This window comes from Kordia sp. SMS9 (assembly GCF_003352465.1).
Taxonomy (GTDB): Bacteria; Bacteroidota; Bacteroidia; order Flavobacteriales; family Flavobacteriaceae; genus Kordia.
Map to the genome: position 1 here is coordinate 3,955,623 of NZ_CP031153.1, position 14,089 is coordinate 3,969,711.

Here is a 14,089-nt window from a genome sequence, read left to right on the forward strand (position 1 = left end):
AAGTAATTATTTATAAATGGATCCTATTTTTAATAACACGGAGAATGCTTTTGCACTCAAAACAGATTCTCAACTCGATAGAGCATATTTTTTATTCAAATTAATCTCCAATCAACCTTTAGTTCGTATTGGAACTGCGGTGACAAACTTCGCCATTAAAGCACATTTGCCTGTGGAAAGTTTGATCAGAGCGACCGTTTTTGATCATTTTTGTGGCGGAACAACAGAAGAAGAATGCTTGCCAGTCGTCGATAACATGTTTCAAAAAGGCGTGTGCAGCGTGCTCGATTATTCTGTAGAAGGAAAAGAAGAAGAAGCACAGTTTGATGCCACTTTGGAAAAAATATTGAAAATTTTAAATTTCGTCAAGGAAAAAGATGCCATTCCATTTGCCGTGTTTAAACCCACAGGTTTTGGGCGAATTGATTTGTATGAAAAAGTAGGGAACAGCGAAACATTGTCTAGCGAAGAACAAGCAGAATGGGAGCGTGTGTTGCATCGTTTTGATGTAGTGTGTAAAAAAGCGCATGAAATGGACGTTGCCTTATTGATTGATGGTGAAGAAAGCTGGATGCAAGACGCCGCAGATGCGATTGTGGCAGCTATGATGTTAAAATACAACAAAGAAAAAGCCATTGTATACAATACCTTGCAAATGTATCGTTGGGATCGAATGGAATATTTACAACAGCTTCATATAGACGCGAAAGCGAAAGGATTTCATATTGGAATGAAGTTGGTGCGTGGTGCGTACATGGAAAAAGAAAATAACAAAGCAAAAGAAGAAGGGTATACATCGCCAATATGTGAATCGAAAGCAGCGACGGATGCAAATTTTGATACGGCAGTTTCCTATATGTTAGACCATTTGGAGTGCATGGCGGTTTTTGCAGGAACGCACAACGAAGAAAGTTCGTATCAATTGGCGGAAATCATGAAGGAGAAAGGAGTTCCTAATAATGATCCGCGTGTTTGGTTTGGACAATTGTATGGAATGAGCGATCATATCAGTTTTAATTTGGCAAAAGCTGGGTATAATGTAGCGAAATACTTACCTTTTGGACCTGTAAGAGACGTAATGCCGTATTTAATTAGAAGAGCTGAAGAAAATACTTCTGTTGCTGGACAAACTTCGAGAGAGTTAAGTTTGTTAAAACAAGAACGAAAACGAAGAAAAATATAATAACCAATCTGACGAAAACCAACTACCAAAAAAAACTACTACATACCATGAAAAATAATAGTTTACAATACATTCTTTACGTATTTTTTATAATAACAATCATTTCTTGCGAAAGCAAAAAAGAAAATGAGACTTCTAAAAGTGATGCAAGTTTTACCTTAGATTATGAAAAATTCACCTTAGATAATGGTTTGGAAGTAGTTTTACATGAAGATCATTCCGATCCCATGGTGGCAGTGGCTACGTTGATGCATGTAGGTTCTAACCGAGAAAAACCAGGAAAAACTGGATTTGCACACTTTTTTGAACACATGGCGTTTAACGATTCTGAGAATGTTCCGCGCGGTTCTAACCGAAAAGTGATTCCAGAATGGGGCGGAAGTCGTAATGGAGGAACCTGGTCCGATGGAACTATCTATTACGAAGTTGTACCAAAAGATGCTTTTGAGAAAATTTTATGGATCGATTCTGATCGTTTGGGATACATGATCAACACCGTAACAACAGAAGCGTTGGAACGTGAAAAGCAGGTGGTAAAAAACGAAAAGCGTCAAAATTATGACAATGTTCCGTATGGTTTTTCGTCTGAAATTATTCGAGCCAATTTATATCCAAAAGAGCATCCATACCATTGGACCGTGATTGGTTCACTTCCTGATTTACAAGCTGCTACCTTAGAAGATGTAAAGGAGTTCTACAATATGTATTACGGACCAAATAACGCAACTTTAGTGATTGCGGGCGATATTGATATTGCAGAAACTAAAAAAGCAGTAAAAAAGTGGTTTGGAGAAATTAAAAGAGGAAAAGATGTGGCAGCATTAGAAGCAATGCCAGTAACACTTTCGGAGATAAAATCCTTATATTTTGAAGATAATTTTGCCAAACTTCCGCAGTTACAAATGGTGTTTCCAACGGTAGAATCGTTTCATGAAGATCAATATGCCTTGGATATTTTGGGGGAAATGTTGAGCGGCAGTAAAAAATCGCCGCTGTATCAGGAAATTGTCGTTTCTAAAAAATTAGCACCTAGAGTTTCCTCATATAATAGTAGCAATGAATTGGCTGGGGAATTTAACTTTGTCGTTCGTGCAAATGTAGGTGTGGATTTAAACGAAGTAAAAACTGCAATTGATCAAGGATTGCAAAATTTTGAAGCAAACTTTGACGAATCGCAATTGGAACGTATCAAAGCACAACAAGAAGTACAATTGTATAGCGAAACAGAATCTGTGATGAATAAAGCGTTTGCGTTGGCAAGTGGAAACGAATATGCAAATGATCCTGCACATGTCATTAAAGAAGCGGAACTGACAAACAAAGTAACGAAAGAAGATGTGATTCGCGTGTATAACAAATACATCAAAGGGAAAAATTATGTGATGACTTCTTTTGTTCCGAAAGGGCAAATAGATTTGGTGATGAAAGGTTCGGAAAAAGCCGAAGTATATCAAGAAGAAATTGTACAAGGAAAGTCGAATGAAGAAGTTGGACAAGGCGCAGAAGCACAATACGAAAAAACAGTAACCAAACACGATCGTTCTGAGCCAGCATTTGGCGAATTGCCTTTGTTTAAATCTCCAGATGTATGGAAACGTAAATTGTCCAACGGAATTGGCGTATATGGTATTGAAAATAAGGAAGTTCCATTAGTTTCTTTCACGATTACCCTTGATGGCGGGCATTATTTGGATCCGATTGATAAAGCAGGTACAGCTACACTTTTAGGAAGATTGTTGAAAGAAAGCACCGAACTGAAAACAGCGACAGAGTTGGAAGAAGCGATCGAATTGTTAGGAGCTTCCATCAGTATTGGTACTGGAGATGAAAGCATGACTCTTTATGGAAGTTGTCTCGCGAAAAATTTTGATAAAACCATTGCTTTGGTGGAAGAAATTTTATTGAAACCTCGTTGGGATGAAACAGATTTTGAGCGATTAAAGAAAGAAATGTTGACGAGTTTAAAAGGAAGAGAAGCGAATCCAAGAACCATTGCGTATCAATCGTTTCGAAAACTAATTTATGGAGCCGATCATATTTTAGGAGTTCCGATTGTAGGAAGTACAGAAACCATTTCAACTATTTCTTTGGATGACTTAAAAACATTTTATGAAACTAATATTTCCGCAAGTGTCGCCAATGTTCATGTTGCAGGCGCTGTCAGTGAAGCGAAAGCTATGAAATCGCTTGCAGACTTAGGTGACAATTGGAAATCTACCGAAGTGAACATACCAACGTACGAATTGCCAGCACAAGACAAAGCTGGGAAACTATTCTTTATAGATTTTCCTGGTGCGAAACAATCGGTTATTTATGCTGGAAAATTGGCCTTGTCGGAAAACGATCCGATGTATAATAATTTAGAATATACCAATCAAATTTTGGGAGGTGGATCGAGCGGACGTTTGTTTCAAACCTTACGTATTGAAAAAGGCTATACATACGGAGCGTATTCGTTTATACAAAGTTTACAACAAAAAGCACCATTTATCATTCAAACGAGTGTTCGTGCCAATGCTACCTTACCTTCTTTAAAAATTATTGATAGTTTGGTGCGTAATTATTCAAATCAATTTGGCGAAGAAGAAGTAGCGATTACTAAGAATAAAATCGTAAAAAGTAGTGCGAAAGATTATGAAGAATTAAGAGCGAAATTAGGAATTTTGATGCAAATCAGCACCTACGGAAAAGCAGACGATTTTCTAGAAAAAGAGCAAGAAGAATTGGTCAATATGTCTCTTGAAGATTTCCAAAATATGATTAAAACACATATTCAAGAAAATGAGATGTTCTATTTAGTGGTAGGCGATAAAGAAACACAATTGCAAGAAGTCAATGCTTTTGGAAAAGGAAAAGCAATTGAGCTTGATATTTATGGAAATGAACTAAAGTAGTTGATTTTCAATTGTTTAATTCATCATTTTGATAGTTTTGATCAACGCTGTACTATCGCAATTATGAACCGTTAATTCAATATCTTTATTTCGAAGTGTTCCTTCAATGATGTATACTTTACAGGTATCGGCATCAACTTTTGCTTTGCTTCTGGAGAAATCGACATCGCCATCTTTCAGAATATTTGAAATTTCGGTAGTATCAATTTGTCTATTATCCATCAGTTGACGAATTTCAGGAGAAAAACGGCGTTCTTTCACTCGAATATTTTTTAACGTTCGGGCATTTGGCAAATAATCAAATTCACACGTTACGCCACGACCTTTTACTAAAAAAGCAAACAAAATTAACCCGATGGCCAATCCGGCAAAATAAAATCCAAAACGTCTTAAAAGACTGCTATTCATGTATTAAAAAATTAATAAGTTAATGTCTCTGTACGGCAAATCGAACCATTCGGCAACTGATTTATTCGTGAGAACTCCGTGGTAAAAGTACAAACCATTTCGCAATCCTTTGTCAAAACGCAACGAATTTTCCAATCCGCCATCTTCGGCAATTTTTAGCAAATAAGGTGTAAATATATTACTGATTGATACTGAAGCAGTTCGAGAATATCTTGCAGGAATATTGGGCACACAATAATGAATGACGCCATGTTTTTCGTACGTTGGATTGTCGTGCGTCGTAATTTCACTAGTTTCTACGCAGCCGCCCATATCAATACTGACATCAATAATGACAGCACCTTTTTTCATGTTTTCAACCATCGTTTCCGTGACTAAAATTGGCGATCTGTTTTTTCCGCGAACGGCACCAATCAATACATCACAACGTTTTAGAGCTTTCAGTAAATTTTTCGGTTGCACCGTACAGGTATAAATTGGTGTTCCTAAATTTGTTTGAATTCTTCGAAGTTTCGTTATGGAGTTGTCAAACACTTTAATATTTGCACCGAGACCTAAAGCGGAACGTGCGGCAAATTCTCCAACAGTTCCAGCACCGAGAATCACGACTTCTGCAGGTGGAACACCACTGATATTACCGAGCATCAAACCATTTCCACGGTTGACATTTGCCATAATTTCAGAAGCGATCAACACGGAAGCTGTTCCTGCAATTTCACTCAATGAGCGTACTGCTGGATACGTGCCATCTTCATCACGAATGTATTCAAAAGCCAACGCTGTGACACGTTTGCTGGCTAAAATTTCAAAATATTTTTTGGAACGAATTTTAATTTGCAAAGCGGAAATCAAAATCGTATGTTGGTTCAGTAATTGTAATTCTTCTAGTGTTGGCGGTTCTACTTTTAGCACAATAGGGCAGGAGAATACCTTTTGCGTATCATTGGTAATTTCGGCGCCAGCTTCCGTATATTCTTTATCTGAAAAATTAGCTTCTTTTCCTGCGCAGCTTTCTATCAACACGCGATGTCCATGTGCTACAATTGCGGCAACTGCATCGGGAGTTAGGCAAACGCGTTTCTCTTGGTATGAGGTTTCTTTCGGAATTCCAATAAATAATTCTTTCTTATGTTTTAAGATTTCGAGCGTTTCTTCTTGCGGAAGTAATTGTTGTTTGGTGAAAGGTGATAAAGATTCAGCCATGAAGCATTACGATTGGTTAAAACATGAAGTTACAAATAAAAAAGAAGTTAAAAAACTAGTTATTATTTTCTTCTAGCAATTCTTTTTCTTTTCGTTCGTATTCGGCGAGTTCGGCGTCAATTTTCTGAAGGTCAATACCGTAAACATATTTATCGAAAAGTTTAATTCTAATAAAGTATACGATAGGAACTATAATCATCATAATAGGTATGACATAATAAATTTCAACTTCATCATGATATTCTAAATCATCATTCACTGCGCTATATAATTGAAAAACATACATAGCTATAGGTATCAAGATCACGTGGTACCACCAATCCCTACATGTAAAAAACCACAAAATGAGTAGCACTAATGGAACTATTTTACCCATAAAAATCCAAACTGCATAATCAACAGTTTTATAATGTTTGGCTTCATACGTAAATAAAAAAGTTTCCCATGTTTTTTCTTCAGGGAAACTTTGATATGAATAAAATATATAGGGTGTAATAGCAATTAATATTGCTATTATACTACCCGTTAGAAGGGCGAATGTGCCTATCTTTTTTGACTCCTTGTTCTGTTTCGTATGGGTTGTCTTCATCAGCAATGCTGTCTGGATTGCAAGATACAAATAAAATTGATGTAAAAGCGGCTAGTAAGTAAAAGTAAAATTTAGTTTTCATCTGATTAATTAGGTTATTTAGTTTAACGATGGTACAAACTTATTTAATAACCAACTAATTATCAGAAAAATAGCAATATATATTTTCTACGTACTTTTGTTAGTTTGGAGTGTTGTTAACAAGAGTCGTAGAAAATATATATTTTTGTATTTTTTACGTAAGTATTTTCGCGAATATACGAATTATTTTATGTCATTTTTGTGTTGCGATTCATTTTCCTTTCGATCATATTCATCCAATTCTGCTTCAATTTTCTTTAAATCTATGCCTAATACTAATTTATCAAACAGTTTTAACCTTATTAAGTAAACAATTGGAGTTATAACCATCATAATAGGTATTAGCCAGTAAATTTCAATTTCATCAATGTTAGCTTGGTTTTTATACAATGCATTGGTTAACTGAAAGGCATACATAGCCATCGGTATTAAAATTGCATGATACCACCAATGTTTACATGTCAAAAACCATAAGATAAACATTAAAAGAGGAACAATTTTACTTAGATATATCCAAAAGGATATGTATAAGTTTTTGTAGCCATTACTAGTTATTGTGAAAAAGGGTGTATCCCAAACTTTTCCTTCTGGAGAGTACTCATAAAGATAATACAAGAAAGGTGAACTTACAATGATTAAAATTATGATACTATCTACGATAAGTTTTTTTCTAACCGACCATGTTTTCAGTGATTTCACTTTTTTTAACTCCTTGTTCTGTTTCGTATGGGTTGTCTTCATCAGCAATACTATCTGGATTACAAGATACAAATAAAATTGACGATACGGCTGCTAATAGGTAAAGGTAGAATTTAGTTTTCATTTTAATTTAGATTATTTAGTTTAACGATGGGTCAAACTTATTGAATATCCAAATGTTACCTTTAAAAAAAGCATAATATATTTTCTATGTACTTTTGTTAGATTTATCTAAAATGAACGCAATACATAGAAAATAGTATATTAATTGTATTTCAATGAACTTCTTATTTTTTTACTTCTGTGGCAGAATTTAATTGTTCTAATTCCTTTCGCTCATATTCTTCTAATTCTGCATCTATCTTTTTTAAATCAATTCCGTGTACTAACTTATCCATTAATTTTATTCGTATTAAATAGACAAAGGGTATTACAATCATCATTATAGGAACTAACCAATAAATTTCAACCACATCTAAAATTCCTGATTTATTGTTTATTGCTGTAAATAATTGAAATCCAAACATAAACATTGGAATTAATAATACATGATACCACCATTTATTGCAAGTGAAAAACCATATAATCATCAATAATAAGGGGATAGCTTTACTCATGCTAACCCAAACGAGGGTTTTTACATCAGAATAATTGTTGTCTTTTAATGTGAAAAATGCGGTTTTCCATTCGTTAGTATCTTCTGGGACATATTCATATAATTGAAATAAATAAGGCGTTATTGCTATGATTACTACAATTATAGTATTAGAAATAATATTTCTCCTGTATGCAAACTTATTATTTTTTTTGCCCCGGAATGGATATTTTGTCCTTATCGATTCCTTCTTCTGTTTGGTATGGGTTATCTTCGTCTGCAATGCTATCTGGGTTACAAGACACAAATGTTACTGATGCTAATACGACTGCTGCGAATAAAAAGTTTCTTAATTTCATTTTGTTTTAGGTTTTAGTTTTACGATGTAGCAAACTTATTAACTAAAGCAATGATTTTCAGAAAATTACTATATTTTATTTTCTCCGTATTTTTATCAATTTTTCTATTTTGTATTCTATAAGAATTTTCATTCAATATAGTACAAAAGTCACGTATTTGTCAGTCTTTCTAGGTTTATTTTCAGGTTATAGTTTCTAGTTTTCGGTAAAATGTTCAATTTTTTAGGTGAATTGCGCGCAATTGTTCATTAATTTTGTCAATTCTCACTTTTGTAATTTCACTTGGCAATATATTTTCGATGCGTTCTGGCCATTCTATAAAGCACCAAGCATCGCTATACAAGTAATCTTCAATGCCAATATCATAGGCTTCTTCTTCATTTTCCATTCGGTAGCAATCAAAATGATATAAAATATCGGTCGGTGTGCGATATTCGTTTACAATAGAAAACGTCGGACTGCTAGTCAACTCATTTACACCAAGTTGCTTGGCTAGTACTTTGATAAGTGTGGTTTTTCCAACACCCATTTCTCCATGAAAGGCAATAATTTTATACTTAGATTCCGCTAAAATAGCTTTGGCAATCTCATCAATTTGAGAAAGATGGTATTCCTTTTTCACTCGAATTTTATTTTTGAGGCTTTCTCCAAATTTAGTAAAAAATCTCTAAATGCTAATAAAATCACTTGTTCAACCTTAATTTATGACATTATCTTGGCGATAAAACCGCAAACGGAATAATCATTTCTTCCAAAGAAACTCCTCCATGTTGGTAGGTGTTTCGGTAATAACTTACATAATGATTGTAATTGTTTGGATAGGCAAAAAATAAATCCGTCTTCGCAAAAATAAAGGAACTACTCATGTTAATTGCTGGCAAGTGAATGGTTCTCGGATCTTTAGCCGCCAAGACATCTTTTTGCTCGTATGTCAAACTTCTTCCTGTTTTGTAACGCAAATTCAAGCTGGTGTTTTTATCGCCCACAACTTTTGAAGGATGTTTTACATTGATGGTTCCGTGATCGGTCGTAATAATCAATTTGAAACCCAAACGCTGCGATTGCTGAATAATATCTAACAAAGGAGAATTTTTAAACCAACTCTGTGTCAACGAACGATAGGCTTTATCATTAGAAGCCAATTCCTTCACAACTTCCATTTCAGTCTTCGCGTGTGAGAGCATGTCTACGAAGTTATAAACCACAACTGTTAAATCATTATCTTTTTGCGATTTAAAGTTATCTGCGAGCTTCCTACCGCCTTTTAAGCTGGTGATTTTATGATATTCATGCTTGATGTTGAGTCCCAAACGCTTTAATTGCGCTTTTAAGAAATCATCTTCATGCAAATTCTTTCCACCTTCTTCGGTATCGTTTTTCCAGTATTCAGGATGTAATTTCTCCATGTCCGATGGCATCAATCCTGAAAAAATAGCATTTCGTGCGTATTGTGTCGCGGTTGGCAAAATGCTGACAAACGGTACTTCTTTCTCCTTTTTGTAATGTGTATTTACGATGGGTTCAAACGCTTTCCATTGATCGTAGCGTAAATTATCAACCACAACTAACAACGTCGGTTGCGCTTTGCTAATTTCAGGCACCACCAATTCACGAAACAAGGTGTGCGACATAATAGGCGCTTCTTCATTGCCAAACCAATCTGGGTAATTTTTATCAATAAATTTTCCAAATTGCACATTGGCTTCATTCTTTTGCGATTCCAAAATCTCAAACATTCCCGTATCTTCAATATCTTCTAACTGCAATTCCCAATAAATCAACTTTTGATACAACTCAATCCATTCTTCAATCGAATTCACCATCGACATGTCCATCGCAATCTTTCGAAACTCTTGTTGGTAATTGGAAGTCGTTTTCTCTGAAATCAAGCGTGAATGATCCAAATTCTTCTTCAAACTCAATAAAATCTGATTCGGATTCACAGGTTTTATCAAATAATCGGCAATCTTAGAGCCAATGGCTTCTTCCATGATATATTCTTCTTCACTTTTGGTAATCATCACGACAGGAAGGTTATTTTGCTTCTCTTTCAACTCTGCTAATGTTTCAATTCCTGTCAAACCTGGCATATTTTCATCCAAAAAGACAATATCGTAGCGATCTTCGTCAATCATTTCAATTGCTTCCGTTCCGCTTGTGCACGTGGTAACTTCGTAATTTTTTTTCTGTAAAAAGAGAATATGTGGCTTTAACAAATCAATCTCGTCATCAACCCAAAGAATTTTGAATGTACTCATGTAAATCTTATATTTTATAAATTGTTAGTAAGGTGTCTTGTATTGTGTTTATATTTGTGCTGATTCTAAAAACAAACTTTTGAATACTAGAAACAAGCTCAAAATTTTAAACGATCCAATTTACGGATTTATTACAATACCAAATCCGCTCATTTTCGACTTGATCGAGCATAAATACTTTCAACGCTTACGCAGAATTTCACAAATGGGCATGTCATATTTGGTCTATCCAGGAGCGCATCACACGCGTTTTCATCATGCGTTGGGCTGTATGCACTTAATGCAAAAAGCAGTTCAAGTACTTCGTTTTAAAGGTGTTGAGATTTCTCTTGAAGAAGAAAACGCCCTGCTTATTGCCATCTTACTACACGATATTGGTCACGGGCCATTTTCACACGCTATGGAACACAGTATTGTGAATAGTGTACATCACGAAGAAATTTCGTTGTTGCTCATGGAACGATTAAACACTGAATTTAACGGAAGTTTAACGCTTGCCATCGAAATATTTAAAGGAAACTATCCGAGAAAATTCATGTATCAGCTCATTTCTGGGCAAATTGACATGGACAGAGCCGATTATTTAAAACGCGATAGTTTTTACACAGGTGTTGCGGAAGGAAACATCAATTCAGAACGAATCATCACGATGTTAAGTGTGGTTGATGACGAATTGGTCATTGAAGAAAAAGGCATCTATTCGGTTGAAAAGTTTCTGGTAGCAAGACGATTAATGTATTGGCAAGTCTATTTGCACAAAACAAGTTTGGTCGCGGAACAATTGCTGATCAGAGTGTTGAAACGAGCGAAAGAATTGACCTTGCAAGGCGCGAATCTTCACGCAAGTGCGGCATTATCTTTTTTCATTCAGCATGAAATCTCTATTGAAGACTTTACTGATGAAGTATTAGATCGGTTTGCCCGATTAGACGATTACGATATTATTTCCGCCATGAAAGAATGGATGGAAGAAGACGATTTTGTGCTGTCCAATCTCTGCAAAATGATCATCAATCGCGATTTATTGCGCATCAAAATCAAAAACAAAAAAATCGCATCGAAAAAAATTCAGAACGAGACAAAAAATCTCATGGAAAAACACAACATTAGCAAGCAAGAAGCGGCGTATTTTGTGTTTTCGGGCGAAATTTTCAATCAAGCTTACAACACCACAAGTCAGAACATAAACATCTTACTAAAATCGGGAAAAATTCAAGATGTTGTCAAAGCTTCTGACCAATTAAACTTGAAAGCACTCTCAAAACCCGTGACAAAATATTATATATGTTACCCAAAAGACAAACTTTAGGACTTTTTTTATACTTTTGCGGGAATGAAGTTTACAGCGACACAAATAGCAGGTATTTTAGAAGGGGACATTATTGGGAATCCAGAAGCGGAAGTATCTAAACTTTCTAAAATAGAAGAAGGCACAGAAGGTTCTTTAACTTTCCTAGCAAATCCTAAATACACACAGTACATTTACAGTACACAAGCATCCATAACCATTGTAAATAAAGACTTTACTGTAGAAGAAGAACTAACGACTACGCTTATCAAAGTCGAAGACGCATACAAATCATTTTCCAAACTCCTAGAATATTACAACAAAGTAAAAATGAATAAAGTTGGTGTAGAACAACCGACGTTTATTTCAAATTCTGCTTCGTACGGAGAAGAATTGTATTTTGGAGCGTTCTCATACATGGGCGAAAATGTAAAAATTGGTGATTATGTAAAAGTATATCCAAACGCGTATATTGGCGACAATGTAACGATTGGAAACAACGTGATCATTTTTGCAGGAGCTAAAATATATTCGGAATCAGTCATTGGAGACAATTGTGTCATTCACAGTGGCGCTATTGTGGGCGCAGATGGTTTTGGCTTTGCGCCGAATGAAAAAGGAGAATACCAAAAAGTGCCACAAACAGGAAATGTAATTCTTGAAGCGCATGTAGATATTGGTGCCGGAACTACGATTGATCGTGCCACTTTAGGTTCTACAGTGATCAAAAGAGGTGTAAAGCTCGACAATCAAATTCAAATTGCACACAATGTAGAAATTGGAGAAAATACCGTTATTGCGGCACAAACAGGAATTGCCGGTTCTACCAAAATAGGGAAAAACTGTATGATCGGTGGACAAGTTGGAATCGTTGGTCACATAACCATTGGTGACAATGTTCGCATACAAGCGCAATCTGGAATTGGACGAAATGTAAAAGATGGAGAAACACTGCAAGGTTCTCCAGCACTAAATTACGGCGATTATAATAAATCGTATGTATACTTTAAAAACTTACCAAAACTTGCAAAAACAGTCAATCAACTCGAAAAAAAAATAAACGACAATGAGTGAAATTATTGTTAAACAAACGACCATTGCCAAAGAAGTTTCTTTAAAAGGCGTCGGATTACATACAGGAAAAGAAGTTACCTTAACCTTTAAGCCTGCACCAGAAAATCACGGATACACATTTGTCAGAGTGGATCTCGAAGGAAATCCAATCATTGAAGCAGATGCAAATTACGTAGTAAATACGCAACGCGGAACAGTTTTAGAAAAGCGCGGCGTCAAAATTCAAACCTGCGAACATGTCTTAGCGGCATTGGTAGGATTGGAAATTGACAACATAGTTATAGAATTAGATGCTTCTGAACCGCCAATTATGGATGGTTCGGCGAAATTCTTTTTAGAATCCTTGGAAGAAGCAGGAATCGTGGAACAAGAAAAACCACGCGAAGAATATATTGTCAAAGATGTCATTTCCTATATTGACGATGAAACAGGGAGCGAAATCACCATCATTCCATCGGATGAATACCAAGTAACAACGATGGTAGATTTTGGCACGAAAGTATTAGGAACGCAAAATGCTACCTTAAAACACATTTCTGACTTCAAAAAAGACATTGCAAGCTCCAGAACATTCAGTTTCTTACATGAATTGGAAATGTTATTAGAACACGGACTTATCAAAGGTGGCGACTTAAATAATGCGATCGTATACGTAGATAAAGAACTATCTCCAGAAACGATGGACAAACTGCGAGTTGCTTTTGGCAAAGATGACATTGCGGTAAAACCCAATGGAATACTTGACAATCTTACATTGCATCATCCTAACGAAGCCGCACGTCACAAATTACTAGATGTTATTGGCGATTTAGCTTTGGTAGGAACGCGCATTCGTGGAAAAGTCATCGCCAACAAACCAGGACACTTTGTAAATACACAATTTGCAAAAAAACTGTCCAAAATTATCAAAATAGAAAAGCGCAACAAAGTACCAAGTTACGATTTGCATCAAACGCCCTTAATGGACATCAATCAAATCATGACAATGTTGCCGCACAGGCCACCATTTTTACTCATCGACAAAATATTAGAATTATCTGATAGTCATGTGGTTGGTGTGAAAAATGTAACGATGAACGAACCATTTTTCGTTGGGCATTTCCCAGGAGCGCCCGTAATGCCCGGAGTTTTACAAGTAGAAGCCATGGCACAAACAGGAGGAATTCTCGTATTAAGTACAGTGCCAGATCCTGAAAACTACTTAACTTTCTTTATGAAGATTGACAAAGTAAAGTTCAAACAAAAAGTAGTTCCAGGAGATACACTCATATTCAAAGCCGATTTAATCACGCCAATTCGTAGAGGAATTTGTCACATGCAAGCGTATGCGTACGCCAATGGAAAACTCGTAGCAGAAGCAGAGTTGATGGCACAAATCGCACGTAAAAAAGAAGAAGACATTGTAAAAAAATAGCACTTCCAAAAAAAAGTGTAATTTACGATCAATTTCAAAATATA

The 14,089-nt window shown here is 35.6% G+C and carries 12 protein-coding genes; 5 read left to right on the forward strand and 7 right to left on the reverse strand.

Translation table 11 applies throughout. From position 1 onward, the window contains the following. Positions 1 to 16: 16 nt before the first annotated feature. Together KORDIASMS9_RS16780 and KORDIASMS9_RS16785 are read left to right on the forward strand one after the other, a co-directional pair. Positions 17 to 1,183, forward strand: a complete 1,167-nt coding sequence (locus tag KORDIASMS9_RS16780) for a proline dehydrogenase family protein (protein ID WP_114903944.1) — start codon at positions 17 to 19, stop codon at positions 1,181 to 1,183. A 47-nt stretch (positions 1,184 to 1,230) separates the two neighbouring features. Next, on the forward strand, positions 1,231 to 4,077 hold the full coding sequence (locus tag KORDIASMS9_RS16785; protein WP_114903945.1) for a pitrilysin family protein: 2,847 nt from the start codon (positions 1,231 to 1,233) through the stop codon (positions 4,075 to 4,077). A gap of 15 nt (positions 4,078 to 4,092) precedes the next feature. Here the strand turns inward: KORDIASMS9_RS16785 and KORDIASMS9_RS16790 are convergent, their stop codons facing one another. The 7 genes from KORDIASMS9_RS16790 to KORDIASMS9_RS16820 form a co-directional block, all read right to left on the reverse strand. Next, a complete protein-coding gene (locus KORDIASMS9_RS16790; protein ID WP_114903946.1) occupies positions 4,093 to 4,485 on the reverse strand; it encodes a DUF4258 domain-containing protein in 393 nt (130 codons plus the stop codon). Positions 4,486 to 4,488: 3 nt separating this feature from the next. Further along, complete coding sequence (locus KORDIASMS9_RS16795; RefSeq protein WP_114903947.1) at positions 4,489 to 5,688, reverse strand: alanine dehydrogenase; 1,200 nt, start codon at positions 5,686 to 5,688, stop codon at positions 4,489 to 4,491. Positions 5,689 to 5,743: 55 nt separating this feature from the next. Further along, the gene (locus KORDIASMS9_RS16800; RefSeq protein ID WP_114903948.1) at positions 5,744 to 6,277 is read right to left on the reverse strand and encodes a hypothetical protein; all 534 of its coding nucleotides are present in this window, start codon (positions 6,275 to 6,277) and stop codon (positions 5,744 to 5,746) included. A 264-nt stretch (positions 6,278 to 6,541) separates the two neighbouring features. Further along, positions 6,542 to 7,099 carry a hypothetical protein gene (locus tag KORDIASMS9_RS16805; protein ID WP_114903949.1) on the reverse strand — a complete coding sequence of 186 codons (558 nt, stop codon included), beginning with the start codon at positions 7,097 to 7,099 and terminating at the stop codon, positions 6,542 to 6,544. Between the two features lie 245 nt (positions 7,100 to 7,344). Further along, the gene (locus KORDIASMS9_RS16810) at positions 7,345 to 7,935 is read right to left on the reverse strand and encodes a hypothetical protein (protein ID WP_240321073.1); all 591 of its coding nucleotides are present in this window, start codon (positions 7,933 to 7,935) and stop codon (positions 7,345 to 7,347) included. Between the two features lie 290 nt (positions 7,936 to 8,225). Next, on the reverse strand, positions 8,226 to 8,633 hold the full coding sequence (tsaE, locus tag KORDIASMS9_RS16815; protein WP_114903951.1) for a tRNA (adenosine(37)-N6)-threonylcarbamoyltransferase complex ATPase subunit type 1 TsaE: 408 nt from the start codon (positions 8,631 to 8,633) through the stop codon (positions 8,226 to 8,228). Between the two features lie 88 nt (positions 8,634 to 8,721). Beyond that, positions 8,722 to 10,269 carry a response regulator gene (locus KORDIASMS9_RS16820; protein ID WP_114903952.1) on the reverse strand — a complete coding sequence of 516 codons (1,548 nt, stop codon included), beginning with the start codon at positions 10,267 to 10,269 and terminating at the stop codon, positions 8,722 to 8,724. Positions 10,270 to 10,348: 79 nt separating this feature from the next. On the opposite strand from KORDIASMS9_RS16820, the gene KORDIASMS9_RS16825 reads away from it, so the two are divergent. Genes KORDIASMS9_RS16825 through KORDIASMS9_RS16835 form a run of 3 tightly spaced genes read left to right on the forward strand, consistent with a single transcriptional unit; the run spans position 10,349 to position 14,045 of the window. After that, positions 10,349 to 11,578, forward strand: a complete 1,230-nt coding sequence (locus KORDIASMS9_RS16825; protein ID WP_114905280.1) for an HD domain-containing protein — start codon at positions 10,349 to 10,351, stop codon at positions 11,576 to 11,578. 24 nt (positions 11,579 to 11,602) lie between these two features. Beyond that, on the forward strand, positions 11,603 to 12,631 hold the full coding sequence (lpxD, locus tag KORDIASMS9_RS16830; protein WP_114903953.1) for a UDP-3-O-(3-hydroxymyristoyl)glucosamine N-acyltransferase: 1,029 nt from the start codon (positions 11,603 to 11,605) through the stop codon (positions 12,629 to 12,631). Further along, entirely contained in the window at positions 12,624 to 14,045 is a 1,422-nt protein-coding gene (locus KORDIASMS9_RS16835; RefSeq protein ID WP_114903954.1) for a bifunctional UDP-3-O-[3-hydroxymyristoyl] N-acetylglucosamine deacetylase/3-hydroxyacyl-ACP dehydratase, read from the forward strand. The genes lpxD and KORDIASMS9_RS16835 overlap by 8 nt, the downstream gene beginning before the upstream one ends. The last annotated feature ends 44 nt before the right edge of the window (positions 14,046 to 14,089 follow it).

What these genes read in the sequence shown, in the direction of transcription:
- KORDIASMS9_RS16800 (WP_114903948.1), bottom strand. Translation starts at nt 6,277, where the DNA reads ATGAAGACAACCCATACGAAACAGAACAAGGAGTCAAAAAAGATAGGC.
- KORDIASMS9_RS16805 (WP_114903949.1), bottom strand. Translation starts at nt 7,099, where the DNA reads ATGAAGACAACCCATACGAAACAGAACAAGGAGTTAAAAAAAGTGAAA.
- KORDIASMS9_RS16795 (WP_114903947.1), bottom strand. Translation starts at nt 5,688, where the DNA reads ATGGCTGAATCTTTATCACCTTTCACCAAACAACAATTACTTCCGCAA.
- KORDIASMS9_RS16785 (WP_114903945.1), top strand. Translation starts at nt 1,231, where the DNA reads ATGAAAAATAATAGTTTACAATACATTCTTTACGTATTTTTTATAATA.
- KORDIASMS9_RS16780 (WP_114903944.1), top strand. Translation starts at nt 17, where the DNA reads ATGGATCCTATTTTTAATAACACGGAGAATGCTTTTGCACTCAAAACA.
- KORDIASMS9_RS16820 (WP_114903952.1), bottom strand. Translation starts at nt 10,269, where the DNA reads ATGAGTACATTCAAAATTCTTTGGGTTGATGACGAGATTGATTTGTTA.
- KORDIASMS9_RS16835 (WP_114903954.1), top strand. Translation starts at nt 12,624, where the DNA reads ATGAGTGAAATTATTGTTAAACAAACGACCATTGCCAAAGAAGTTTCT.
- lpxD (WP_114903953.1), top strand. Translation starts at nt 11,603, where the DNA reads ATGAAGTTTACAGCGACACAAATAGCAGGTATTTTAGAAGGGGACATT.
- KORDIASMS9_RS16790 (WP_114903946.1), bottom strand. Translation starts at nt 4,485, where the DNA reads ATGAATAGCAGTCTTTTAAGACGTTTTGGATTTTATTTTGCCGGATTG.